At 31.7% G+C, this 25,309-nt stretch carries 20 protein-coding genes; 8 read left to right on the forward strand and 12 right to left on the reverse strand.

Features of this window, described 5'->3' with window-relative positions:
* Positions 1 to 265 precede the first annotated feature (265 nt).
* Entirely contained in the window at positions 266 to 847 is a 582-nt protein-coding gene (locus QZZ53_RS05275; protein WP_296382267.1) for an NUDIX domain-containing protein, read from the forward strand.
* A 3-nt stretch (positions 848 to 850) separates the two neighbouring features.
* On the opposite strand, the gene QZZ53_RS05280 is transcribed toward QZZ53_RS05275, so the two are convergent.
* Positions 851 to 1,687: a rhomboid family intramembrane serine protease gene (locus QZZ53_RS05280; RefSeq protein WP_296382269.1), complete on the reverse strand. Its 837-nt coding sequence runs from the start codon at positions 1,685 to 1,687 to the stop codon at positions 851 to 853.
* A 6-nt stretch (positions 1,688 to 1,693) separates the two neighbouring features.
* Complete coding sequence (locus QZZ53_RS05285) at positions 1,694 to 3,445, reverse strand: M14 family metallopeptidase (protein ID WP_296382271.1); 1,752 nt, start codon at positions 3,443 to 3,445, stop codon at positions 1,694 to 1,696.
* Positions 3,446 to 3,648: 203 nt separating this feature from the next.
* Here QZZ53_RS05285 and ctlX point away from each other — a divergent pair, with 203 nt between their 5' ends.
* Positions 3,649 to 4,581, forward strand: coding sequence for a citrulline utilization hydrolase CtlX (gene ctlX, locus QZZ53_RS05290; protein ID WP_296382272.1), 933 nt, complete (start codon positions 3,649 to 3,651; stop codon positions 4,579 to 4,581).
* Positions 4,582 to 4,631: 50 nt separating this feature from the next.
* Here the strand turns inward: ctlX and QZZ53_RS05295 are convergent, their stop codons facing one another.
* The 3 genes from QZZ53_RS05295 to QZZ53_RS05305 form a co-directional block, all read right to left on the reverse strand.
* Positions 4,632 to 5,261 carry a chromophore lyase CpcT/CpeT gene (locus QZZ53_RS05295; protein WP_296382274.1) on the reverse strand — a complete coding sequence of 210 codons (630 nt, stop codon included), beginning with the start codon at positions 5,259 to 5,261 and terminating at the stop codon, positions 4,632 to 4,634.
* 37 nt (positions 5,262 to 5,298) lie between these two features.
* A complete protein-coding gene (locus QZZ53_RS05300) occupies positions 5,299 to 7,353 on the reverse strand; it encodes a tetratricopeptide repeat-containing sensor histidine kinase (RefSeq protein WP_296382276.1) in 2,055 nt (684 codons plus the stop codon).
* Between the two features lie 329 nt (positions 7,354 to 7,682).
* Positions 7,683 to 8,843 (reverse strand): glycosyl hydrolase 53 family protein, encoded by a 1,161-nt coding sequence (locus QZZ53_RS05305; protein ID WP_296382278.1) that lies wholly within the window; start codon positions 8,841 to 8,843, stop codon positions 7,683 to 7,685.
* A gap of 141 nt (positions 8,844 to 8,984) precedes the next feature.
* Here QZZ53_RS05305 and argS point away from each other — a divergent pair, with 141 nt between their 5' ends.
* Together argS and QZZ53_RS05315 are read left to right on the forward strand one after the other, a co-directional pair.
* Complete coding sequence (gene argS, locus QZZ53_RS05310; protein WP_296382280.1) at positions 8,985 to 10,766, forward strand: arginine--tRNA ligase; 1,782 nt, start codon at positions 8,985 to 8,987, stop codon at positions 10,764 to 10,766.
* 199 nt (positions 10,767 to 10,965) lie between these two features.
* Positions 10,966 to 12,195, forward strand: coding sequence for a carboxypeptidase-like regulatory domain-containing protein (locus tag QZZ53_RS05315; protein ID WP_296382282.1), 1,230 nt, complete (start codon positions 10,966 to 10,968; stop codon positions 12,193 to 12,195).
* Between the two features lie 121 nt (positions 12,196 to 12,316).
* Here QZZ53_RS05315 and QZZ53_RS05320 read toward each other — a convergent pair whose 3' ends face one another.
* From QZZ53_RS05320 to QZZ53_RS05335, 4 genes are all read right to left on the reverse strand, one after another.
* Positions 12,317 to 12,862 (reverse strand): YfiT family bacillithiol transferase, encoded by a 546-nt coding sequence (locus QZZ53_RS05320; protein ID WP_296382284.1) that lies wholly within the window; start codon positions 12,860 to 12,862, stop codon positions 12,317 to 12,319.
* 40 nt (positions 12,863 to 12,902) lie between these two features.
* The gene (locus QZZ53_RS05325) at positions 12,903 to 15,218 is read right to left on the reverse strand and encodes a TonB-dependent receptor (protein WP_296382286.1); all 2,316 of its coding nucleotides are present in this window, start codon (positions 15,216 to 15,218) and stop codon (positions 12,903 to 12,905) included.
* Positions 15,211 to 16,107: a FecR domain-containing protein gene (locus tag QZZ53_RS05330; protein ID WP_296382289.1), complete on the reverse strand. Its 897-nt coding sequence runs from the start codon at positions 16,105 to 16,107 to the stop codon at positions 15,211 to 15,213. Before QZZ53_RS05330 ends, QZZ53_RS05325 begins: the two co-directional genes overlap by 8 nt.
* Positions 16,108 to 16,244: 137 nt before the next feature.
* On the reverse strand, positions 16,245 to 16,760 hold the full coding sequence (locus tag QZZ53_RS05335) for an RNA polymerase sigma factor (protein WP_296382291.1): 516 nt from the start codon (positions 16,758 to 16,760) through the stop codon (positions 16,245 to 16,247).
* A 132-nt stretch (positions 16,761 to 16,892) separates the two neighbouring features.
* On the opposite strand from QZZ53_RS05335, the gene QZZ53_RS05340 reads away from it, so the two are divergent.
* From QZZ53_RS05340 to QZZ53_RS05355, 4 genes are all read left to right on the forward strand, one after another.
* Entirely contained in the window at positions 16,893 to 19,796 is a 2,904-nt protein-coding gene (locus QZZ53_RS05340) for a hypothetical protein (RefSeq protein ID WP_296382293.1), read from the forward strand.
* A gap of 218 nt (positions 19,797 to 20,014) precedes the next feature.
* Positions 20,015 to 21,346 (forward strand): signal recognition particle protein, encoded by a 1,332-nt coding sequence (gene ffh / locus QZZ53_RS05345; protein ID WP_296382295.1) that lies wholly within the window; start codon positions 20,015 to 20,017, stop codon positions 21,344 to 21,346.
* Positions 21,347 to 21,454: 108 nt separating this feature from the next.
* Positions 21,455 to 22,339, forward strand: coding sequence for a tetrahydrofolate dehydrogenase/cyclohydrolase catalytic domain-containing protein (locus tag QZZ53_RS05350; RefSeq protein ID WP_296382297.1), 885 nt, complete (start codon positions 21,455 to 21,457; stop codon positions 22,337 to 22,339).
* Between the two features lie 14 nt (positions 22,340 to 22,353).
* A complete protein-coding gene (locus QZZ53_RS05355; RefSeq protein ID WP_296382298.1) occupies positions 22,354 to 23,070 on the forward strand; it encodes a TIGR02206 family membrane protein in 717 nt (238 codons plus the stop codon).
* Here the strand turns inward: QZZ53_RS05355 and QZZ53_RS05360 are convergent.
* The 3 genes from QZZ53_RS05360 to QZZ53_RS05370 all read right to left on the reverse strand — a co-directional run bounded on the left by QZZ53_RS05360 (position 23,056) and on the right by QZZ53_RS05370 (position 25,274).
* The gene (locus QZZ53_RS05360) at positions 23,056 to 23,478 is read right to left on the reverse strand and encodes a VOC family protein (protein ID WP_296382301.1); all 423 of its coding nucleotides are present in this window, start codon (positions 23,476 to 23,478) and stop codon (positions 23,056 to 23,058) included. The genes QZZ53_RS05355 and QZZ53_RS05360 overlap by 15 nt on opposite strands.
* 14 nt (positions 23,479 to 23,492) lie before the next feature.
* Positions 23,493 to 24,443 (reverse strand): DUF4440 domain-containing protein, encoded by a 951-nt coding sequence (locus tag QZZ53_RS05365; protein WP_296382303.1) that lies wholly within the window; start codon positions 24,441 to 24,443, stop codon positions 23,493 to 23,495.
* 63 nt (positions 24,444 to 24,506) lie between these two features.
* Positions 24,507 to 25,274, reverse strand: coding sequence for a pseudouridine synthase (locus QZZ53_RS05370; protein ID WP_296382305.1), 768 nt, complete (start codon positions 25,272 to 25,274; stop codon positions 24,507 to 24,509).
* Positions 25,275 to 25,309: the final 35 nt, after the last annotated feature.

Genomic DNA, 25,309 nt, shown 5'->3' on the forward strand with positions numbered 1-25,309 from the left:
ATTTTGTAGGCTTTAAAATTTAAAATTAAATTAATTTTTATTTTAAATGTAATACTCAAAATAAATAGGTCTTTGGTTTTTACAGTTGTTCTTTTTCTCTTTCTTTTCGTTAAAATCTAAAACCTTAACTAAGGCTATGCTTTAATATTTTGCCTTAACAAAGAAAAAAAATACTGCCTCTAAATTCCCCAAAACCTATTTACTTTGAGTATATGTCATAAAAAATAATAAATTTACAAGACCAAAGCAATAATTAACCTTAACCATGTACACCATTTTTGTAGGTAATAAACCTATAATATTAACCACCAAAGTAGAAAAAGAGACTGATTTTAAATCGTATCTTTTAAAGTCTGTTAATATTGGTAAAATAATAAAGACACTAAATAATACAGATTTAAAAGCTGTGCATTTAGTTGGGAAAAATCCTAATAAATTATTAAAGCACTTTTTAAGACTACTACCAAATGTCGTCGCTGGTGGCGGAAAGGCATACAATGCTAATAATGAAATTCTTTTTATTTATAGAAATGATAAGTGGGATTTGCCAAAAGGAAAAACTGAAGGTAAAGAATCTATTGAAGAAACATCTATAAGAGAAGTAGAAGAGGAAACAGGTGTTGAAAGGTTGAAAATTGTAAAACCATTACCAACCACATATCATATTTTTAAACGCAACGGAAAACATAAAATTAAAGTCACCTATTGGTTTGAAATGAAAACCAATTTTGATGGTAAACTCTTTCCGCAAGAAGATGAAGGTATTACCAAAGTAGAATGGTTAGATGATAAAGCATCTATAAAAGCTTTAGAGAATAGTTATGCTAATATTAGGATTTTGGTTTAGACCTTATTTTGATAATTCCTTAAGCCGTTGTTTTTCTTTCTTTGATAATTTATCAATACCTTTTTTATTTATTTTATCTAAAAGTTTATCAAGTTCTTTCTGTTTATTTGCTTTTTGAGTATTGTATTTATGTTCAAAACTTAGAGGTGGATTCTTCTTTTTTAAACCAATACTGTTAGTCATTAAAATATGTGGTTTTGTAAATATTAAGTAGATAAAAACCAATGTTGGTATTAAAACTAAAAGGATGGTAATATAGTTTTTTGATATTGCACTTGGCTGAATTAACAATGCTGTTATTAAACCAATTATTGCTCCTCCTAAATGCGCTTCATGACCAATATTATCACGTTTAGTTTTTATACCATAAATTGAATATGCCACAAACAGAATTCCATAAATCCAACTTGGAAAAGTAAAGGGAGATATGATAGAGCCGATGCCAAGTCCAGGATAAAGTGCAATACTAGTAAATATAATTCCTGAAACTGCTCCAGATGCACCAATAGCACTATAATTCCCATGATTTCTATGAATGTACAAGGCAAACAGATTTCCTCCAATTAGGCTTATAAAATATATAATTAAGAAATATAAAGGCCCAATTTCATTTTCTATTAAAGCACTAAATAGAAACAAGCTGACTATATTGAATATTAAGTGCATCCAATCTGCATGTAGAAAGCCTGAAGATACTAACCTTAGATATTCTTTATGGATTAAAATTTTGTCAACATTAAATTTATAATCTTCAAAGAACAAACTATTATTAAACCCTTTGTAAGACACAATAAGATTTACAATAATTATTAATAAACTAGCAATACCAATTCCTTCCATGACTAATTAGTTTATACGATAAACAGGATACTGCAAATGTGCTTTTTCATAGTTCTTACTCTGCTTATGTATCCAGTCTAATTGTGCATACCAATTATTTGCAAAGTCTTCATCATAGCTAATTTTTATATTGTATTCAATTTGCAATTTTGGATTCTCTTTTAAAAGTTGTTGTGCTTTGTCTTCCCAAACATAAGGAGAAAAGCCTTCTTTTTGTTGTAGAATAGTATCGAAGAAATTCCAGTTAAAAAATGAATCTGGTGCAGTTGGTTCTAAAGTTTCTATTAAGTAGCGTATTGCTCTTTGGTTCGTTTTAATGATGTAATCACCTTGTTTAAAGACTAACTTTTCTTCTGTGTTTTTTATTTTGGTATTATAATGTGGATAATGACCTTCGTATGCAGATTTACGAGTTTGGTAATCATCAATTTTATAAGATTCAACAATTAGAGTAGTATCGTTTTCAATTTGAGTAAATTTCACATTGTTTAACTTTAATAAATCCATTACATTATGCCAACCTTGCGGAATCACATAAGCTTTTGGTATTATGACTTCCATAGTTGGTGTAAAGTAGTTTTGATAAGTGATCTCTTTTGTAAATGGTTTAGATCTATTATATTTTAAACGTTGTTTACCTGTCAATTCACTCGGAATCATCTCTCCTTCGTAGCCTTTAAATTTAAGTATTGATGACTGTGTAGTGTCAATAGTCCAAGTTAATGGATAGGTTTTTCCTGTTGACCATGTTTTGGCTTGTTCTTTTCTAAGTTCCGTAATTCTATGACCTTGTTCTTCTGTGATTTCAATCATACTTTTCATTAATTCGTATGTACTTTCTACACGTTGCTTGTATGGTTTTAGCATGTGTGTTTCTACCATCATACCTAATGTATTAAATAAGGTTGTGTAGCCTGTAGAATAGCGTGGTGAATCCAAGAATTGTGAGAAACCTGATTCTGGTGTGCGATTAAACACATTGACATAAGGTGTAATGTCCCAAGATTTTGCTTCTAGTTTTTGTTCTAGCAAAGGCATCATTTCTGAGTTTACATAGTTGCCTAGTTTGCCTCCTAGTTTATTATGTTGCGTAAATAAGTGTGTCAATGTATATTGATAATCGGCTCCATTACTTACATGATTATCTATAAAAATATCGGGTTGTACTAAATGAAATAGTTTAGCAAAAGTTCTAGCATTTTTAGTGTCCGATTTTATAAAATCTCTATTTAAATCATAGTTACGTGCATTGCCTCTAAAGCCATACTCTTTCGGTCCATTTTGATTGGTGCGTGTTCCGGTATTTCTATTTAAACTTCCACCAACATTATAGATAGGAATAGTTACTAAAACAGTCTGTTTAGGAGAGTCTATTTTACCTTGAACTATATCTCTATACAATAGCATTGTGGCATCTATTCCATCAGACTCACCAGGATGAATTCCATTATTTATTAATAGAATTCTATTGTCTTTTCTAATGGCTTCAAAATCATCTTCAGAGCTATTCATATTTAAAGTTACGATATGCAAAGGCTTCCCTGAATCGGTTTCTCCTATTTCTTGTATTGAAATTTCAGAATAATTATCTGCTAAGTTTGTGTAATATTGAATTGTTTCATCGTAAGTTGCAGTTTCGAGACCTTTACTTTTTTCGAAAGTTGTTGTGAAATCTGTGTCAGGTTTTATTTTATTTTTTTCATCTGTTTTATCGGAACAAGATGTGATGATTAAGAAAAGTATTAAGAGTTTTTTCATACTTGTTTTTTTAAGTATCTCGACTACGCTCGACATGACAGTAAATTAATTTGAGTCTGTCAATTCGAGCGTAGTCGAGAATATTGGATAGACAGCATTTAATTGATAGTCAAACTTAATCAATTTAAAGAAATAAATTTCGGGCAAGTTGATTAGCAATATTAGAAAATGACTAATTTTGCATCACTTTCAAATTTATTTAAATGCAACAAACTACAAATACTATTTTAATGATTCGTCCTGTAAACTTTAGGATGAATGAGCAAACTGCTGTCAATAATTATTTTCAGGAAGATTTAAATTTAAAGAATGCTGAAATTAATGCAAAAGCACAAGAAGAATTTGATGTATTTGTTGAAAAGCTAAGAGCTGTTGGTATTAACGTTATAGTAGAAAATGATGATGAGCGTTTGGATACACCAGATTCTATTTTTCCTAATAACTGGGTAAGTTTTCATGGTAATGGGGATATCGCTAAATATCCAATGTTCGCTGAGAACAGAAGACGTGAACGTAGAGATGAGGTGTTTATCCGATTGGAAGAAGAGGGTTTTAGAATAGAAAACATAGTTGATTACACATCTGCAGAGCACGAAGGTGTTTTTTTAGAAGGGACAGGCAGTGTATTGCTAGATCGTGTTAATAGAAAAGCATATTGTGCATTGTCACCTCGAGCAGACGAAGAATTGTTTATAGAATTCTGTGAAGATTTTGAATACACTCCAATTATTTTCACGGCAAATCAAACTGTTGGCGGAAAACGTTTAGCCATATACCATACCAATGTGATGATGTGTTTAGCTGAAAACTTTGCAGTGATTTGTTTAGACACTATTGATGATAAGAAAGAGCGTAAAAATGTAGTTAAGCATTTAAAACAAGATGGTAAAGAAATTGTTTCTATTACAGAAGTACAGATGCATCAATTTGCTGGTAATATGCTGCAATTGAGAGGGGATAATAACCAACGTTATTTAGTGATGAGTGAAGCTGCTCATAAGAGCTTAACTCCGAGTCAGATAAAAAGTATTGAAAAACACTGTCCTATTCTTTCGAGTTCTTTAGAGACTATAGAAACTTGTGGTGGCGGAAGTGCTCGCTGTATGATGGCTGAGGTATTTTTACCAAAGGTATAATTATAATCGTTCAGTCGTTGAGTTGTGAAGAGGTTGCTTCTAGGTTCTTTTTAATCCAGTTTATTAAATATATAACCACCTTTTTCTGCGCCCCAAACATGCTCACTATTAGCATCAAAACCACGATCCCAAGAAATAATTTTATCTTCTAAGATTTCAACTTCACTTTGAGTATAAGAAGCTCCACGCATAGTACTTACACAAGAGGTTTCACCTGTTTTACCTATAAATTGATTTGGTGCAACTCGACTAAGAATAACTTCACAGCCTTCTTTTAGAGCGATGTCTTTTAAAGAGATAGAATCGAAAGCTTTTAGATTTTTCCATTTCCCTATCCATAGGGAATCTACGTCTAACTTATATATGGCAGAACTAAAAGTACTATCTGAGTTTCTTGTTACTTCATAAATACGTTGACGATAAGGCTTGTTTTGCATGCTGTTTAAAGCTTGTTCTACATAGAGGAAATTTCCTTTGCTTTCCCAAATAGGATACATATGTAAAGAAATATTGTAATAAGAGGAATCAATTTGTGCTTGTACTTCAGAATTAAAAGAACCTTGCATTAAAGCAAAAAGTTCTTTGAGTTCTGTATCTTCTTTAACTTCAGGTTTAGTATTGTCGTTTTTGCAATTATAAAAAAGTGTGAGTAGTATTACAAAAGGAAGAAAACGTTTCATGTATCTATATTTAGATGATAAATATAGATAAAATAAATTAGGCTTGAGGTGCAGCTTTCGGGAGTTCGATAAAGAATTTACTACCAACATTTTGAGTGCTTTCTACCCAAATTCTACCATTATTTAATTCTACTAGGTCTTTAGCAATTGTTAATCCTAAACCAGTTCCTTTTTCATTTTTAGTTCCAACCGTTGTGAAGTTTTTATTAGCATTGAAAAGTTTATCAATGTTTTCTCTAGAGATACCAACACCTGTATCTTCAACACAAATTAAAGCTTTACCATTAACGTCTTGATTAGAAACAGTAATAACATCACCAGTTCTACTAAACTTAACGGCATTTGTTATTAAATTCTGAATCACAATCTCTAGCATACTTTTATCTGCATACACAAAATCGCGTTGCGACTCATCAATAAGTACAATGCGTTTATCTTCAACTTTCTGTTCTACAAGCGCCATTTTATTATGAAATATCTCTTGCATGTTAAACAACTCTGGTTTAGGTTCTAAATTCTGCATTTGAGATTTAGACCAGTTTAATAAATTGAATAAAAGTGATGATGCATTATTGGCATTTTCACTTAATTCAGGAATTAAGTCATTAAATTCATCTCTAGATATACTGTCTTCTTTTAGTAAATCTAAAAATGCCTTTATTGAAGAAATTGAATCTTTTAAATCGTGAGATACAATTGAGAAGAGTTTGTCTTTTACCTGATTAACTTCTTCTAGATGATGAGTTTGCTCTAAAATGGCTTCATTGCGTTCTTGCTCTTGAGCTAATTTATCGTTTTGCTCTAGTATAGTGTCTTTATATGTCTTCGTTTTTAACCAGTTAAATAAAAGAAGTGTTAGTAAAATAACCAAAGCTGCAATGGTTCCGTATAGAACAAGAGGATTATTAAACCAAGATGACTTTTCTTTCGTTTTATTATCAACTTTATTAAGATCGTCTTCAATAGAATTAGTAGGATCATTTATATCTAAAGGATCTACTTCTATCGGAAATATAGGTTGGTCTACCTCTGCAAGAGTTTCTTTTAAATCATAATATTTGTTTTGCCAGAAGAACGCATTTTGAAAATAACCACGTGTAGAATCTAAAGCAATATGAAGTTTATAATTTTCTAAAAGTTCTGTTTTGTTATCGATTTTTTGAGCGATAGCATAAGCTTCATTCAATTGTAATTCAGCTAATTTTACTTTACGTTTTTGAAGATTTAAATTTCCAACAGCATTTAGTGCTCTTAAAAGACCTTCTTCATTACCTTGCTTTCTATTGTATTTTAAACCTTCAGACAAATACATAGAAGCTTTATCAAATTCTTTGAAACGTAAATATTCGCTACCTAGTTTTGGAAGTATTTCGCCACGTAAATCTTTATCAGTTTCAGGATTTAAAATTTCTAAGACTTTTTCGTAATATTCAATTGCTTTACGATGCTCTTTTCTAATAGAATATAAATCAGCAATATTTTTTGTCGATGCTTTTATGCCTTTATTATCATTGATAAGTTTTCTAACTTCTAGTGCTTTAAAGTTGAAGTCTATAGCTTTATCTATTTGATTGGTTTTAAAATAAGCTTCAGCTAGATTATTATATGCAGAGCTTAATTCGTTTCTAAGCCCTTGCTTTTCGAAAATATCTATAGCTGATAAAGAGTTTTTAAGACCTACAGCATAGTTACCACGTTTAATTTCAATAAGGCCTATACTATTACTCACTTTAGCGACTCCGAGTGTGTCACTAATTTGTAGATAGTATTTTCTAGACCTATTATAATTATCTATGGCATTAAAATAATCGTTCCGTTCCGTGTAGATTAAAGCTCTATAATAACTGCTTTCGGCAAGACCTTTGGTATATTTTAATTTTTCTGAAAGTTTTGAAGTCTGATTGACATAAAGCAAGGCTTTATTATAATCTTCAATAGCGTAAAGTTCGTTAATAAGCATTAGCGACATCTCCACCTTTGTAGAATCTTGGTTTTGATATGTTAGTTGTACTGTAAGTTCATCTATTTTTTCATTTTGCGAAAAAACAAATAACGACGTAAGACAAACAGCTAATGTCAGTAACTGTTTCATCTTCGAATTGCGTTAAAACGAATTGCGCTGTTTTGGTGCGAATAACTTTTATAGAGGGATGTAAAAAGTAAGTTAACACTAAACAATAACAACTTGGTTAATGTTTGATTATTAAGCCTCATTAATGTTTGGGACATTGATTAATAGCATTCCAAAAATGCCATAATGTGTTCGAATACACTAATTATTAGGATTTAATACCAAAAAATTAGATGAAATGACAAATGATTTTTTTTTTTTAAATCACATATCGATTAACGGCACAAATCATAGAAAAACGACCAGTTTATCGATGAAATGCACATTTCTCATAGTGTATTGTCTGTCAGTTAGTTAGAGTTAAAAATTTCTATAGCAGGTAAGGCTTTTAGATTAAAATCGAATAGACATTGATTCTCCCAAGAAGTGCCATTTGTAGATGTATTTTCATTACCATTAAAAGCGACCCAATCTGGTGCCCAATAACAAAAACCTATGCCTTTGTTATTGGGTATATTTTTTATGGTTGTGATTAACCATTCAAAATAAGCTTTTTGCCCTTGTGGAGTTGGCGAAAACTCTGAAATGATTTGATCTATACTTCCAATAAAATTATTCTGATTGTCATTCCATAATAGTGTGAAAGGGTAGGCGACTTCAACCATTAAAATATCTTTACTAAATGTATTGGCTAATTCATTCAATTTTGAAGCAATTAAGTCTAAATCTTTAATCTGAAATTGCGGATAATACGATAACCCAATAATATCAAAATCGAGATTATAAGGCTGTAATTCATTAAAAAAATAGATGGCATTCTCTACGCTTGAATGATGTAACATAATGCGAACCTCATTTTCAGTATCAACTTCTCTAACGGCACGTATCGCTTCGGAAACTAAGTCGGCATAATTAATCCAATTGTTGTTAAACTCATCCCAGACCTTGCCGTAATCCCATAAGAAGCCACTATCAGTTTCATTACCAATTTGAATCATTTCTGGCATCGTGTTCTGAGCTTTTAATTGCTCAACGACTTCTTTAGTGTAGTTGTAAATAGCAATTTTCACTTCATTTATAGTCATATTTTGCCAAGCTGTTGGTGGTGTTTGAGTGCTTGGATCTGCCCAATAATTGCTGTAATGAAAGTCTAGAAGAAAATTCATGTTTTTAGCTTTTACCTTTTGTGCATATACTTTTACATCAGTCAAGCCATTTTCTCCATTTTGAGGAGTGTGCCAAAGTTTTAACCGAACTAAATTGGTGCCTTTAGATTCTACAAAATCTAAAAGTTCAACGGAATTACCACTAGCGTCTTTGTAATTTATATTGTAATCCTCTAACTCACTTTGAAACGATAAATCCATGCCTTTATAGAATATTGGATCATTGGTTTGAGTGTCATTATTGCTTTCAGAATCTGTGCAAGACACAATTAAAACAAGAAGTAAAAGTGTTGAAGTAAGGATTTTCATTAAGTATTCATTTTGTTCTTGTTCAAATTTAATCATATTTCTGCGTTCATTTCATAAAGACTTCATTTAAAATAGGTGAATTCAATTGGGTTCTAATTTAGAGATTTAGTGTTACTATATTTCTTAATAAAACTGCTATCTTTGCAAGCGTTTTAAATACCAAGACAATAGCAAAATATGAAGCTTCAAGAGACTTTAGAATTACATGTAAAAGCAGCGATAAAAACGTTGTTTCAGTCGGAATTAGAATCGGTAGAATTCCAAGTAACTCGCAAAGAGTTTGCTGGAGATATTACAGTTGTTGTTTTTCCGATGCTACGTGTAGTAAAAGGAAATCCTGCAGTGATTGGTGAGCGAGTAGGTCAGTATTTGTTAGATAATGTTGAGTTGGTTAAAGGTTACAATGTTGTAAAAGGGTTTTTAAATATCGAAATTGATGATAGCTACTATTTAGATTTCTTTCTAGGTATAAAAGACAAAGAAAATTATGGCTTAGCTGAATTAAAAGATGACAAAGCTGTAATGGTAGAATATTCTTCGCCAAATACTAATAAACCTTTGCATTTAGGACATGTAAGAAATGTGCTTTTAGGTTATAGCGTTTCTGAAATTTTAAAAGCATCTGGTAAAAACGTTTACAAAGCCCAAATCATAAACGATAGAGGGATTCACATTTGTAAAAGTATGTTGGCATGGGAGCGTTTTGGAAATGGTGAAACACCAGAATCTACTGGATTGAAAGGTGATAAGTTGGTTGGGAATTATTATGTAAAGTTTAATCAAGCTTATAAGGCTGAAATTTCAGAGTTGGTGGCACAAGGTCAATCAGAAGAGGAAGCTAAAAAGAATGCGCCAATATTGTTGGATGCTCAAGAAATGCTAAGACAATGGGAAGCTGGTAATGAAGAGGTTGTTTCACTTTGGAAAAAAATGAACCAATGGGTTTATGATGGTTTTGAAGTGACATACAAAAATATAGGTGTAGATTTTGATACATACTATTACGAAAGTGATACATATTTGTTAGGCAAAGAATTCGTTACAGAAGGCTTAAAAACTGGAGTTTTTATTAAGAAAGAAGATGGTTCTGTTTGGTGCGATTTAGCCGAAGATGGTTTAGATGAAAAAATCGTGTTACGAAGTGATGGTACTGCAGTTTATATGACTCAAGATATTGGTACAGCGATACAACGTATTAAAGATTATCCAGATGTTGGAGGTATGGTTTATACGGTTGGTAACGAACAAGACTATCACTTTAAAGTCTTATTCTTAATCTTAAAAAAACTTGGTTTTGATTGGGCAAAGAATTTATTTCATTTAAGTTATGGAATGGTTGACTTACCAAGCGGAAAAATGAAGAGCAGAGAAGGAACAGTCGTAGACGCAGATGATTTAATACGAGAAATGGCTGATACTGCAGAAGAGATTTCTAAAGAACTAGGAAAACTCGAGGATTACTCAGAAGACGAAAAGAAAGCACTTTATAAAACCATTGGTTTAGGTGCTTTAAAATATTACATCTTAAAAGTAGATCCTAAAAAACGAATTTTGTTCGATCCAAAAGAGTCTATCGATTTTCAAGGTAATACAGGACCGTTTATTCAATATACTTATGCTCGAATTCAGTCGATTTTAAGAAAAGCCGAAGTGAAAGATAATGTTACACTGAGCGCAGTCGAAGTGTCTTTGCATGAAAAAGAAAAACAGCTCATCAAGCAATTAGAATTATTTCCTGAAGTGATTCAAAGTTCAGCAGAGCAACATAGTCCTGCGTTAATTGCTAATTATACCTACGACTTGGTTAAAGATTTTAATTCATTCTATCAAAACGTATCTATTCTTGGTGCCAATACAGATGAGGAAAAAGGATTCAGAGTAGCATTATCTAAATCAGTGAGTCGAACCATTAAAAATGCATTCAGCATTTTAGGTATCGAGGTGCCTGAGCGTATGTAATTTTGTTTTAACACTACTTCTCCTACAGTACTAGAGTTTTAACTAAATTTTAGAGGAGAAATTTTCCACTTATCCTTATCTTTACTAAGAGTGGTATTTATTTCTACTATAGTTTAATCTTAAATGCGTAATGATGAAACGATTTATATTTAAACATAAGGTCAGTGCTTTATTTCTTTTCTTGGTACTATTTTATTCAATGTCTTTAATAGCACAAACTGATTTCGCTGAGTATAGTGGAAAAGTTGTCGATGGTCGTTCTAACAAAACTTTGGAGTCAACAAGTCTTAATATTAATGAGACTAATATTAGTGTTATAACGAATTCCGAAGGTCAATTCACGTTAAAAGTTCCAAGTAAGTATTTAGACTCTAAAGTCGTTGTTTCCTCATTAGGTTACAATACTCGCGTGATACCATTGTCAGAGCTATCGGATAAGAATAACACCATAAAACTATATCGAGCGGTAACGCAATTGTCTGCAGTTAGTATTTCTGCCTACAAGAATGCTGAAAATTTGATAAGAAAAGTATTTAGGGAAAAGAATAAAAACGTTCAAAATAAAACCGTATTTATGACGGCTTTTTACAGAGAAACCATTAAGCGTCGTAGTAGAAATGTGTCATTAACAGAAGCTGTAGTAAATATATTAAAGCATCCTCATACGTCTCCACAACGCGATGCTATAAAACTAGGGAAAGCCAGAAAAAGTACAGATTATAAGCGTTTAGATACCTTATCTGTAAAGCTTCAAGGAGGTCCTTTTTCGACAATCTATTTGGATGTTATGAAATATCCAGAATATATTTTTACAGATAAAACGATTGCTAGTTACAATTTTTCGTTTAATCAGCCCTCTACCATAAATAATAGAAATGTTTTTGTGGTAAATTTTTCACCTAAGAATAATGGACTAAACATTAATTACAATGGTATATTGTATATAGATGTTCAATCTTTGGCATTGGTAAGTGCTAGTTATACTTTAGATGTTAGTAATAAGAGTAAAATGAAAAATCTCTTGGTTAAAAAGAAACCAAGAGATGTAATTGTTTATCCATTAGAAGCTAATTATAGAGTTGATTACAAGGCAAGGGGAGGTAAGTGGTATTATAGTTATTCTAGTTTAAGCTTAAAGTTTAAAGTGAATAAAAAGAGAGAGTTATTTAATAAAGTTTATACGCTATCTAGTGAAATGGCTGTGACTGATTGGGAAGTTAATACTACAAATAGGAAAATTAGAAATAGAGATAGATTGAAGCCAACAGTTATTATTACTGATGCTATTTCTGGATTTTCGGATCCTGATTTTTGGGGAGAATATAATTTGATTGAGCCAGATAAATCGATTGAGTCTGCCATAGATAAAATAAAGAAAAGCATTGAAAAGCAAAAAGAAAAGGAAAAAATAGCAAACGGAAAACCTTAATTATTTTCAATTTTTAGATGCTGAACTAAATTCAGCATTACAAGAACAGTTGCCATAACTAATATTTAAAAAAAAAACTTGCTTGATTTGTTATTCTATACTTGTTTCAGAATCTAATCTCTTAATCAAACTTACCTTCAAATTGTATCGCTTGTTTTATATGAGCCAAATGATGATTACTATGCCATGCATAAACTCCGATAGTTTCTTCTAGAGAAAAATGCTTACCATGCTCAGGATGTACAAACTCACGTTTTAAATCGTCTTGGTTGAGGTTTTTTAGTAATACTCCAAGTTTTTTATGTACTCCAATAAGAATAGAAATTGGAGCATCGATTGGTTCAGAATAATCACTTAATTTAGCAAAACGGTCTTCAAAATAAGGTCTAATGGTTGGTGTATTTTCGGTTAGTGCCAGTTTAAATCGTATTATACTATTTATATGACTATCTGCACAATGGTGTACAACCTGCTTGATCGTCCAACCTCCTGGTCGGTACTTAAAATTGAGTTCTTGCTCGCTGAGGCTTTTTGTAACTGCTTTAATAGATTCTGGTAAAGCTTCAATATCCTTTATCCAGTTTTCAATATGCTGTGAGGTAATTTGCTTAGGTTTTTCAAATTCTCCAATAGGAAATTTTAGTTGATTTAAGTTTTGTTCTGTCATCTCTATACTAAATTTAGAAAGCTTAAAATTAAACAATAGTTTAGAAACTTACTCTAACACTTAAATTTGGAGTAAGTTTTAAAGATCGATTATTAATTTCGATTATAGAATCATCCGAACCTAAGGTGTAATAGCGATTGATAAAGTTGGTTTGATTAAAAATATTCCAAATAGATGCTCCAGCTTCTACTTTTATATCTTTGGAAAGTTTAAAATTATAAATTGCGGATATATCTGTTCTTAAATAATCACTTAATCTAGAGCTGTTCGGAGACTCATATTCTATGACAGAATTACTATTGTTTTGTGCTTCTAAAGGACTCGTGTAAGGTCTTCCAGAATGCCAATTAATACCAAGTCCGATTTTAAAATTGTCTATGTTGTAAGTTAATGACGCATTGGCAACATGTCTTAAATCAAGTGTGTTTGGGAAAGATTCTCCGTTATTTAAATCCTGAAATTGATAATCGTTTTTGCTATAAGAATAACTCAGCCAGGTACTAAAATCATTAAAGCGTTTGTTGATTAAAAAATCAATGCCTTTAACCGTGTATGAGCCAATATCGTTAGTAAATTGAAATTGATTTTGAAACCCTTGACTATGAGCAGTGATGTTATTTACTCCTTTGTAATAGCCTTCAACAGAAACTAATAAGTTATTTTGATTGTAACTTACACCAACTGATATTTGTTCGCTTGTTATTAAAGGGACATCATTTGTATTAGCGAGTTGCCAACGACGCTTTTCAATACCAAAAAAATCTTGCTGCAAATCTATAGTCTGTGTAATAGATTGACTCTTTAATTCACCTAATACTTCTAATCTAAAATGATTCAGAAATTTATAATTGATGTTAAATCTTGGTTCAATTAAAAATTCTGATAATTTTCCGAAATAACTAATTCTTGTGCCTGCTCGTATATAAGTTTCACGAGATTGAGAATACCATTCTATTTCGCCAAATAGTGCGTGTGTTCTAATAATTTCCTTATTTAAACTTGTGAAATTGGGATTAGTAACATCTTCAATATTGGTAACACCAACTTCATTAAATTGATAACCTCCATTAAACTGAGTGTAATCACTAACTGTTTTTGAAAAATCAAAGCGAAGGCCGTAATCTTCAACTTTGTTTTCTTGAATTAAACGTTGTGAATTTGTGATATCATTGTTTTCTGCATCTAAATCGTAGTTAGAATAATAGACTTGAGCTGAAGCATTAACTCCATTCTTCAATAGCTTAGAATAGGTGCTACTTGCTCCATAACTAACTTGATTTAATGCGCTTCGAGTTTCTTGAAAATTATTATCAGAATTGATAAATACTTGATTGTAATCTAAATTATTATAGATGTTAAGTACATTGACACGTAGTTTTGAGGTTTTATCAATATTGTACAAAAATTTTGCATTAAAATCATAGAATAAAAAGCGTTCATCTAATGACAATTGTGTGTTAATGTTGTTTGAGGCATTTAATTCTGAGTCTCTAAAAATACGATCAAAATAAGCGTCGTAAGTTGTAGATGCTAAAATATCTGTAAATGAGCGTCTTGTAGATAATTGTAGTTCAGTTTTACTAGACAATGGAATTTTTGCATAGCCATCGACACTTAAAAGGTTTCCCCCTATACCTGCATTAAATTTTTGATCTAAATTATCTGTATTTTTTATTGAAATAGTGCTCGATACACCATTACCAAATTTAGCACTAGTTCCATTCTTTGAAATACTAATGTCTTTAGTTAAATATGGATTAAATGCTGAAATTAAACCAAAAAAATGACCTGTTTGATACATTCTTATACCTTCAAATAAAATAAGGTTTTGGTCATTAGTGCCTCCCCTTACATTTATATTCGAAATGCGCTCATCAACACTAGTAATTCCTGGTAAACTTTGCACAATCTGTAATACATCTGGTTCTATTAGACCAGGTAATATATTGAAGGCTTTTGCATCTACTTCAATAGTTCCTTTGTTGGTTTTAGAGATTCCTTTTGTAAGATAATTAATAACGACGACCTCTTGTAAGCGCTGAATAGTTTTATTTAGTTCTGAATCTGTTTTTGGAATTACAGCAATAAATCGATCGCTTAAAACTTCAAAACTGAGTTTTGTAATTAATCTTAAATGATTTAAAGCTTGTTCTAAGGATAATTCGGGATATAGCGGATCTACGGTTATATTCTCTACTGTTTTCGTTTCAAAAGAAAACTTAACATCGTAACGTTGTTCTAATTGGGATAAAACTTGAGCAAGCGGTAGTTTTTCCTTTTGATTCTGACTGAAAGTAAGGTTACAAAAGGCAATAATTAAAAAATAGAAAACTAAACCTTGTAATAGTTTATTCACGCTTTAATAAGATAGATTTTTCTAATTTGCTGTAGCTTAAATTTAAAGGTATTGTAACAGACTGCAATGCTAAATCTAAATTTTTGTTTGTAAAACTTCCTGTGAATAAACGCGATGTATCAATATCGCTTGAAATTATTTTTAAGTTATATTGATTTTCAAATTCAGAAATAACATATTTTAGAGGTACATTATTAAAGCTACTTTCACCACGCAACCAGCTTGGTTGCGCAGTGTTTTCTTTTTCATTTGCAAGTAGTTTCCCATCTATAATCTGAAAGGTGTATCCAGGTTTTAAATTAACCGTTTTATTATTGTGTGTTACAGCAACCAAGCCTTCGTAGCAAGTAACTTCAAAGTAAGATTTACGTTGTTTTACATTAAATTGTGTTCCTAAAACACTCACAACTCCATCATCAGTAATGACATCGAATTTTTGTCCTTTAGCGACTTTAAAAAAAGCTTCTCCATCAAGCCTAACTTCTCTATATTCACTCCAATATTTTTCGTTAAAAGTTAATATGGATTTAGCATTTAAATCTACAGTAGAAGCATCAGGTAATTCAACAGTGATTTGTTGAGCTATATCAGTGTTAAGCTCAGTGTCTATAGTTGTTGAGTAGTAATAAATACTGAAACCTAAAGCTAAAATTGCAGCAATTCTAAGTAAAGGTTTAAGCCATTGATTCGCTTTAGAATTGTCAGATTTGAGTTGAGGTTCTAATATTTCATAGTTGTTTTTAATAGAGAAATTGGGTGCCTTAAAATCTTTTAAAGCAGCATTCATTTGGATTAAGTCATTATAATCCTCTAGCAGTTCAAAAGCTTTTTGCTCTTCAGTGCTTAGGTTATTATCTAACCATTTTTTTATGAGTTCTTCTCTATTCATGTGTTTTCAATATTATTTTAGAGGTCACATGCTGTTCGCTATTAATCATTATCTTAAATGAAAAAGTTTGCAATATGCTCGTTTCATAATACGATTTCATCTATATAACAGCTAAGTTTTAGTTTCTCCTACCTTCATTAAATTCCTTCAATCTCCTCGCGTAATTTCTTTAAAGCGCCATAAATACGTTTTTCTACGGCTTTTGTAGATATGCCTATGAGTTCAGCAATTTCTTTAAACCGTTTGCCTTCTATTCTATTAAGTAAAAATGCTGTACGCTGAGCTTCGGTTAAATTTGATAAAGCCTTTTGTAGTTTTTGATGATATTCTTTTTCCTGAAGGACAAACTCTGGAGTCTCATTAGTAGAATGTTTTTGTGGTTGTTTATTGTATTTTAAAACAACCTTTTGATGCGCAACCGCATTTAGCATTAAATTATTAGCTGTTGTAAATAAAAAACTTTTGGCTTTAGCTGGTGCAACCTTACCACAATTTTGCCAGAGTTTAATAAACGCCTCTTGTACTTTATCTTGTGGGTTTAGGTGTTCTCCAAACTTGTAGTAAAGAAAATCATGAAGATTCTTTGCGTGTTTATTATACAATCGCTCAAAAAATTGTGCTTCACAGATATTATCATGCAAGGATTGGCTCATAGTTTTTTATAGGTGGTACAAATTATAAATATTTTTTTTAATCTTATAAATAAATCCAAACACTTAGAGATATGAGGTAGGAGAAACTAAAACTTAACTGTTTTATAATAAATGGATTAAATAAGCACTGTTATGAAAGTTAAAATTAATTACCTACTCGTTTTTTTTCTTTTTGCCCTTTTAAGTTTTACATCTTGTCAAGATGAGGCTGTAGAAGTCGAAAACCCAAACGAACAAGAAACTATTGTCCCAAATTCTAATTTAGCTAATTTAATGAGATTTACAACTGCCAATTTTGGGGCAGCTGATGATATATTAGATGGATCTAGCTGTTTTTCTGTAGAATTACCAGTAACTATTGTTGTTAGTGATATCACGATAGTTATTGAAACGGAAGCTGATTTAGAACAATTAGAAGATTTGTTTAATGACCTAAATGATGATGAAGACTTTTTAGACTTTGTCTTTCCTATTACTATAATATTTAGTGATTACACCGAACTAATTATTGAAAATGAAGATCAGCTCGAAAGTTTCATTAATGAATGTGAAGAAGAAGATGTTATTGAATGTGTGGATTTTGTCTATCCAATTTCCTTTTCAGTATTTAATTCAGAATTCAGCTTAATTGATACTGTAACTATCGCTGATGATGAAGCACTTTATGAATTCTTGGAAAATTTAGAGGATGATGAAAATGCTATTATAGTAAGTTTAAATTACCCAGTAACTTTAGAATATGCTGATGGTGAAACCGTCGAAGTAAACTCTAATGAAGAATTGGTAGAAGCAATTGAAGCAGCTGAAGAGAATTGCGACGATGATGAGGAAGATGATTGTGATGAAGAAGAAATTGCTCTAAACCTTGTAGAATGTCCATGGGAAGTCTTTTTATATACTAATGATGATTTAGAAAATTTAGATGGACCATATATATTTAACTTTAATGAAGATGGAAGTTTAGTTATAGATGGCATAACTGATGAACCACATAATACAAATTGGGAGCTCACAGAAACAGATAATGGATTAGAACTTAATATTCAATCATTTTATTATTACGAACAAGAGTTTGGTACTTGGTTGGTCGTAGAATGTGATGATGACGAATTAAAATTTGAACATCTAACTGTTGATGGAACTGGTCTCTTTTTTGATCAAGACTGTGAAGATGATTTAGATTGTTCTATCACAGATATAAGCGATATTTTACAAGAATGCCCTTGGGATTTTACAGATGGAACAGATGCTTATAATAACTACCAAATGATGTTTAATGATAATGGTGAATTGCTTATTCCAGAAGGAGTTGCAACATCAGCTATTGGTGGTAATTGGGACTTATCCATAAGTAATGATGGATTACCAGAAATTGTAATAAGTAATCTAACCGCTTTTCAAGACGACTTAGAAGGTTCATGGATAATTATAGAATGTGATGAAGATGGAGAGCTAACAATTGTAAGAGGTAATACTATAATTGAATTAGAACAAGATTGTGAAGGCGATTTAGGATGTTCTGTAGCACAAATTAATGCAAATATTGTAGAGTGTGCATGGCAATTACAAACCAATCTTATTGATACTCTCGTTGTAGTGTATGTGTATTTTACACCCAATGGACAAGTTTTACTGAGTAATAATAATGGTACAGAAACTCAGGTTGGTACATGGGAAATGGTTACTATAGCCTCAGATATATTTATAGAATTTACATTCCAGTCTGGTTTTGAAATTTTAAATGGACAATGGCAAATTGTAGAGTGTGAGGAAGGTGAATTGTATCTGGTTAGCGGAAATAATTACATCTCATTAGATCAAAATTGTGATATAGATAACGATCAAGAATTATTCAACTGCTTCGATGATTTCGAAATTGTAGAATGTAATCAACCTAATAATGTGCCAGTTTATAATTTAAATGCTGGTTCTATTGGATTAGTTGACTGTACACAAAACTTTATTGCATCATTTCATACCACTGAAGCAGATGCGGTGAACGATGTAAACCCTATAGAAAATACTGAAGCATATGGGACATTAGTGGCTCAAGTTTATTTAAGAATTGAAACTGATAGTGGAAATTTCGAAATATTTACTATTTATCTTAACACTGAAGATTGTAATTATTTTGAATGTTTTATTGATGCCGAAATCACTGCTTGTAGTGAAAACAATGATGACATTGCAACATTTGATTTAACTGAAGTAAACCAAGAATGTGGTCCAGATATTGCTATTTATGGAATTTATTATTTTGAATCTCTTAATGATGCACAAAACAATGTGAACCCAATTTCTAATCCACAAGCTTATACAAATACAGCAAATCCAATTACAGTGTATGGTGCGGTACTAAATGTTAGTAGTAATGTAGTGGAGCACATATTTACAATAACCTTAAATGTCGAGAATTGTAACCTTTTTGAATGTTTCCAAAGTTTTGATGCTGTAATAGAAATTTGTGACAATGGTACTGATGGGCCAAATATATTTAATCTTACGATTGCTTTTGCAAATTGTACACCTAGTGCAGATATAGTGACTTATCACGAAACACAAGTAGATGCAGAAACTGGTGCAAATGTGATTGCAAATCCTGCAGAATATAACACAGCTGATGTTTCATCAACCATATATACAAGAGTTGAGGTCGATAATGAATTCGAAGTGTTTCCAATTCAGTTAATCGTTGCAGATTGTAATGAAACTTGCTCTGAAGAAGATGTTGACTCATTTTTAACTGAATGCATTTGGAGCGCCGTAAGCTATAATGGAAGTGATAATTTAATGGAATACAATTTTGATTTTGAATCCAATAGTCAAATTGTAGTCATCTATACAGATGAGATAACGATTGATGCAAGTTGGTCCACTGCAGAATCTAGTGATGGTGTGATTATAGAGTTTTCAAACGTTGCTGGTCCAAATATACAAGCGATAACAGGAGAATGGTTAGTCGTAGAATGTGAAGAAAATAGATTAGAACTCCATAGAGAAAATGATATTTTAGTTTTAGAACGAAACTGTGATTAGTAGTAAGAACCGCTAAAAGGTAGTGATTTTAGTAAGTTTAAGTTGATGAAGAGAGTCGCCCACCGTAATGCGACTCTTTTCTATTTGTAGTATTCTCATAGATTAAGGTATATATTTATAAATATCCAATTCATAAATCGCTCATAAATCCCTAAATTTGCAACTTATTAAATTTATATGGACTGCATACTGCAGACTGTAAACTGAATACTATAAATATGTTTAATAATTTAAGTGATAAGTTAGATAAAGCGTTACACGTATTAAAAGGTCATGGTAGCATTACAGAAGTTAATGTAGCTGAGACACTTAAGGAGGTAAGACGTGCGCTTTTAGATGCCGATGTTAACTTTAAAATTGCTAAGGAATTTACTAATAGAGTTAAGGAAAAAGCTTTAGGTCAGGATGTATTAACAACATTACAGCCAGGTCAGTTAATGGTTAAAATCGTTAAAGACGAATTAACCGAACTTATGGGAGGTGATGCAGAAGGCCTTAATCTTTCTGGTACACCAAGTATTATTTTAATGTCTGGTTTACAAGGTTCTGGTAAAACCACATTTTCTGGTAAGCTTGCCAATTATTTAAAAAATAAGAAAACTAAAAAACCTTTATTAGTAGCTTGTGATGTGTATCGTCCAGCTGCAATAGATCAATTACATGTTGTTGGTGATCAGATAGGTGTTGAGGTTTTTAGTGATAGAGGTAATAATGATCCAGTAGCTATTTCTCAAGCTGGTATTGCACATGCAAAAGCTAATGGACATAATGTGGTGATTATTGATACAGCTGGTCGTTTAGCTGTTGATGAAGCCATGATGACCGAAATATCAAACATTCATAAATCAATTCAACCACAAGAAACATTGTTTGTTGTTGATTCTATGACTGGTCAAGATGCTGTGAATACAGCAAAAGCCTTCAATGATATATTAAACTTTGATGGTGTTATCCTTACTAAATTAGATGGTGATACTCGAGGTGGAGCTGCAATTTCTATTAAGTCTGTAGTTAACAAACCAATTAAGTTCATTGGTACAGGTGAGAAGATGGAAGCAATCGATGTATTCTATCCATCTCGTATGGCAGATCGTATTTTAGGAATGGGAGATGTTGTTTCTCTTGTTGAGCGTGCTCAAGAGCAGTTTGATGAAGAAGAAGCAAGAAAACTTCAAAAGAAGATTGCCAAAAATCAATTTGGATTTGATGATTTCTTAAAACAGATTCAACAAATCAAAAAGATGGGTAACATGAAGGATTTAATCGGAATGATACCTGGTGCAGGAAAAATGATGAAAGATGTAGATATAGATGATGATGCCTTTAAAGGTATTGAAGCTATTATCCATTCTATGACTCCTGGAGAACGTTCTAATCCTTCAATAATAAATGCAAATCGTAAAAAACGAATTGGTAAAGGTTCTGGTACTTCAGTACAAGAAGTCAATCAATTATTAAAGCAGTTTACTCAGATGAGTAAAATGATGAAGATGATGCAAGGTGGAGGCGGAAAGCGAATGATGCAGGCCATGAAAAATATGCCGAAATAATTAATAAATTAAATGTTAAGTCACCTCGAGCGTAGTCGAGAGGTCTTAATAATATTAGAATATAAAAGTAGGTCTCGACTGCGCTCGACCAGACACACAACCAACAATATGACAATACTAGATGGTAGAAAAGTAAGCAATGACATTAAAAATGAAATTGCTGAAGAGGTAAAACAAATGAAGGCTAATGGCGAAAAAGTACCGCATTTAGCTGCCGTAATTGTTGGTACTGATGGAGCAAGTTTAACTTATGTTGGTAGTAAAGTAAGAGCATGTGAGCGTATTGGTTTTGAATCTACGATGGTTCGTTTATCTAATACCACAAGTGAGATTGAATTGTTAGATAAGATTGAAGAGTTGAATAATAATGAAGATATTGACGGATTTATTATTCAGTTACCACTTCCACGTCAAATTAATACACAAAGAGTATTAATGGCTGTAAATCCAGATAAAGATGTAGATGGGTTTCATCCTATGAATTTTGGTAAAATGGCATTAGATATGTCAACTTTTATTCCTGCTACACCATTCGGAATATTAGAGCTTTTAGATCGTTATGGAGTTGAAACTGATGGAAAGCATACTGTTATTATCGGACGCTCACATATTGTCGGTCGTCCAATGAGTATTTTAATGGGTCGTAAAGGATTTCCAGGAAACTCAACAGTTACCTTAACACATAGTCATACTAAAAATATTACTCAGATTACATCGCAAGCAGATATTATAATTTCTGCATTAGGGATTCCTCGATTTTTAAAAGCAGAGATGGTAAAAGATGATGTTGTAATTATTGACGTAGGTATTACACGAGTACCAGACGATTCTGAAAAAGGATATTATATCACTGGTGATGTTGACTTTGAAAACGTTAGTAAAAAAGCAAGTTATATTACTCCAGTTCCTGGAGGTGTAGGTCCAATGACTATTGCTATGTTGTTAAAGAACACCTTATTGGCTAGAGAGCAACACAGAAAACATAATAGATAGTTAAATTAAGAGATATGAAGCTACTTATTATCACTCAAGATGCTGTTGTGATAGGTAGTTTTCAACATTTATTTCCGATTGCTTTTGCTATTGGGTTTACAATTCTCTTAGTCCGATATTCTAATAGAAACTTTAACGAATTTAATAAGCGGAAAGCTATTCATTATTTAGGATGGTTTGTGTCTATTACTGTTATTGTTTTTCATTTATATCGAATGTTCTTCGATAACTATAATTTTAAAACTGATTTACCGCTTTATCTCTGCAGTCTTTTGGCTTTAATAATTCCTGTGTTTACCTATTGTCGTAAATATTGGATGTTTGAGATTTTAATCTTTTGGATTATAGGAGGAACACTCCAAGCCGTTATTACTCCGGATATTACGGACGGTTTTCCAAGTTTCGATTATTTTAGATATTGGATAGCGCATTTAGGAATACTTGTCATCATTTTTTATTTCATTTTTGTGTTTAAGATGAAACCAAATTGGAAGAGTGTCTTTAAATCCTTTTTAGCACTTCAGGTTTATGTGGTGCTTATGATGGTACTAAACTATTTTTTAGATGCCAATTATTTCTACTTAAATGAAAAACCAAAATCAGCTTCACTTTTAGATTATTTTGGAGAATGGCCTTATTACATTTTAGTTGTCCAGTTAATTATTATTCCGCTATTTCTAATAATTTACTTGCCATTTTATCTTTTAGAAAGAAGATCACTTAGCAAATAATTGCTTCATATCTTTAAAAGCTTTAAACTCTAAAGCATTACCAGAAGGATCTTTAAAAAACATGGTGGCTTGTTCTCCAACTTGCCCTTCAAATCTTATGTATGGTTTAATAATGAATTTGATGCCTTTAGATTTCAATAACTCAGCAAAATCTTGAAATGTTTTCCAAGGTAAAACGACACCAAAATGAGGAACAGGTACATCTTTACCATCTACTGGGTTAGTGTGTATGTCTTCTTCCGTTTTCGGTTTATAATGAATTACCAACTGATGGCCAAAGAAATTATAATCTACCCAATGGTTACTACTTCTACCTTCTTCAAGATTTAAAGTGTTGGAATAAAAATTTCTACACTCGTCTATATTATGAACTGGAATTGCTAAATGAAATGGAGAAAGTTGAGACATAATTATAATTAAAACTATTTAGCAACGTTATTCCAGATGTCTAGATAAATTTTCCAATCTCCATCTATTTTTTTCCATACAATAATATATTTGCCTTGCCATGATACTTCTTTTTTATCCTTAGTTAAGGTTTTGCCTTCGTAATAGCCATAGTCATATGCAGTATCATTTTCAATATGTATTTCTGAAGGAGTAACTTTATGATGAAGAATTTTTACATCTTCAGGAACAGTCCAATAGCTTTTTAAATCTGTCTTTCCAGACATAATTTGTCTGTTATTCGGAAATATTTTCCCGTCTTCTGTGTACATGTTAACCAAAGCTTCTGCATCACTACTCATATAAGCTTTTGAAAACGCTTTTATATTTTTATGGATGATATCTATATCTGAATTGTTTTTAGTTTCTCTTTTGCAATCAATCTTCCAAGTTGGGTAAACTACTTTTTCAGTTTTGTCAGTCCATTCTCCAATCCATTTGTAGCCCAAATTACTAATATCATAAAAGGTTAATCTAAACCAACCCTCTGTTCCGTTAGGTGCTTTATTGTCTCGATATAAAACAATATTCCCATCTTCTGTTTTGCCTCCCTCCCAAGTTGATAATTTAGTGGATGGAGAATTAGAAGAATAATAGTGAACATACCATTTACTGCTGTCAGCAATGAATTGGCGGATACTACCAGAATGTTTTCCATCGGATTTTATGGTTTCATCCTGTACAGCCATACCATTCATTATATATTTCCATTCCCAAGTCATATCAACAGGGTCTGCCCAAGTTTGATCTTTATTTCTGGAAACAGATTTACAATTACATTTACCTATTAAGGCTTCATAATCTTTAATTTGTTCTGGAGCTTCAGGATTGGGTAATCCAAAAGGGTTAGTGTCAGAAATGGAGTAGTTGTTTTGAGAAAAACCGAGAATAGAGAACAAAAATAGGAGAGGTAATATTGGTTTCATATTGAGTTGATTTACCTAAAATTAAAGAGGATTAACCCAATATACCTGCTAATTAGGATTTAATTAACGTCTGTTTTTTCTTGGTGTACGTTGAGTTGCTTCAAACGTTTTTTTAGATTCGCTTATCAATTCACTTAAAGTTTTAAACTCTTCTTTAGATAATTCTCGATATTTTCCGAGAGACATATCAAGCTTTATGTTCATTATTCTAACACGTTTTAATGTCTGAACTTCATAATTTAGATACTCACACATACGACGAATTTGTCGGTTTAAACCTTGTGTTAGAATAATACTAAAAGTGAATTTATCTATCTTTCTTACTTCGCATTTTTTGGTGCGTTTACCTAAGTCTTCAATATAAATACCACCAGACATACGCTCAATGAAAGTTTGAGAAATCGGTTGGTCTACGGTTACTATATATTCTTTTTCGTGATTATTGCTAGCTCTTAGAATCTTATTAACGATATCTCCATCATCTGTCAATAAAATTAAGCCTTCACTTGGTTTATCTAAACGACCAATAGGGAAAATGCGTTTTGGATAATTAATGTAATCAATGATGTTATCCTTTTCTACTCGAGTATCTGTTGTGCAAACTATACCTACGGGTTTATTAAATGCTAAATACACAAAGTCGTCTTTTCTACCACCAATAATTTCACCATCTACTTTTACGACGTCTTCAGGTGAAACTTTGGTTCCCATTTCTGGTATGACATCATTAATAGTTACACGACCAGCATCGATTAAGCGATCGGCTTCGCGACGTGAGCAATGACCAGCTTCGCTAAGGTATTTGTTAAGGCGTTTTAAATCTTCTGACATGGTGTAAAAGTACGATAAAGATTATTCTTAGATTC

The organism is Winogradskyella sp. (genome assembly GCF_016744625.1).
In the GTDB taxonomy this organism is placed as follows: Bacteria; Bacteroidota; Bacteroidia; order Flavobacteriales; family Flavobacteriaceae; genus Winogradskyella.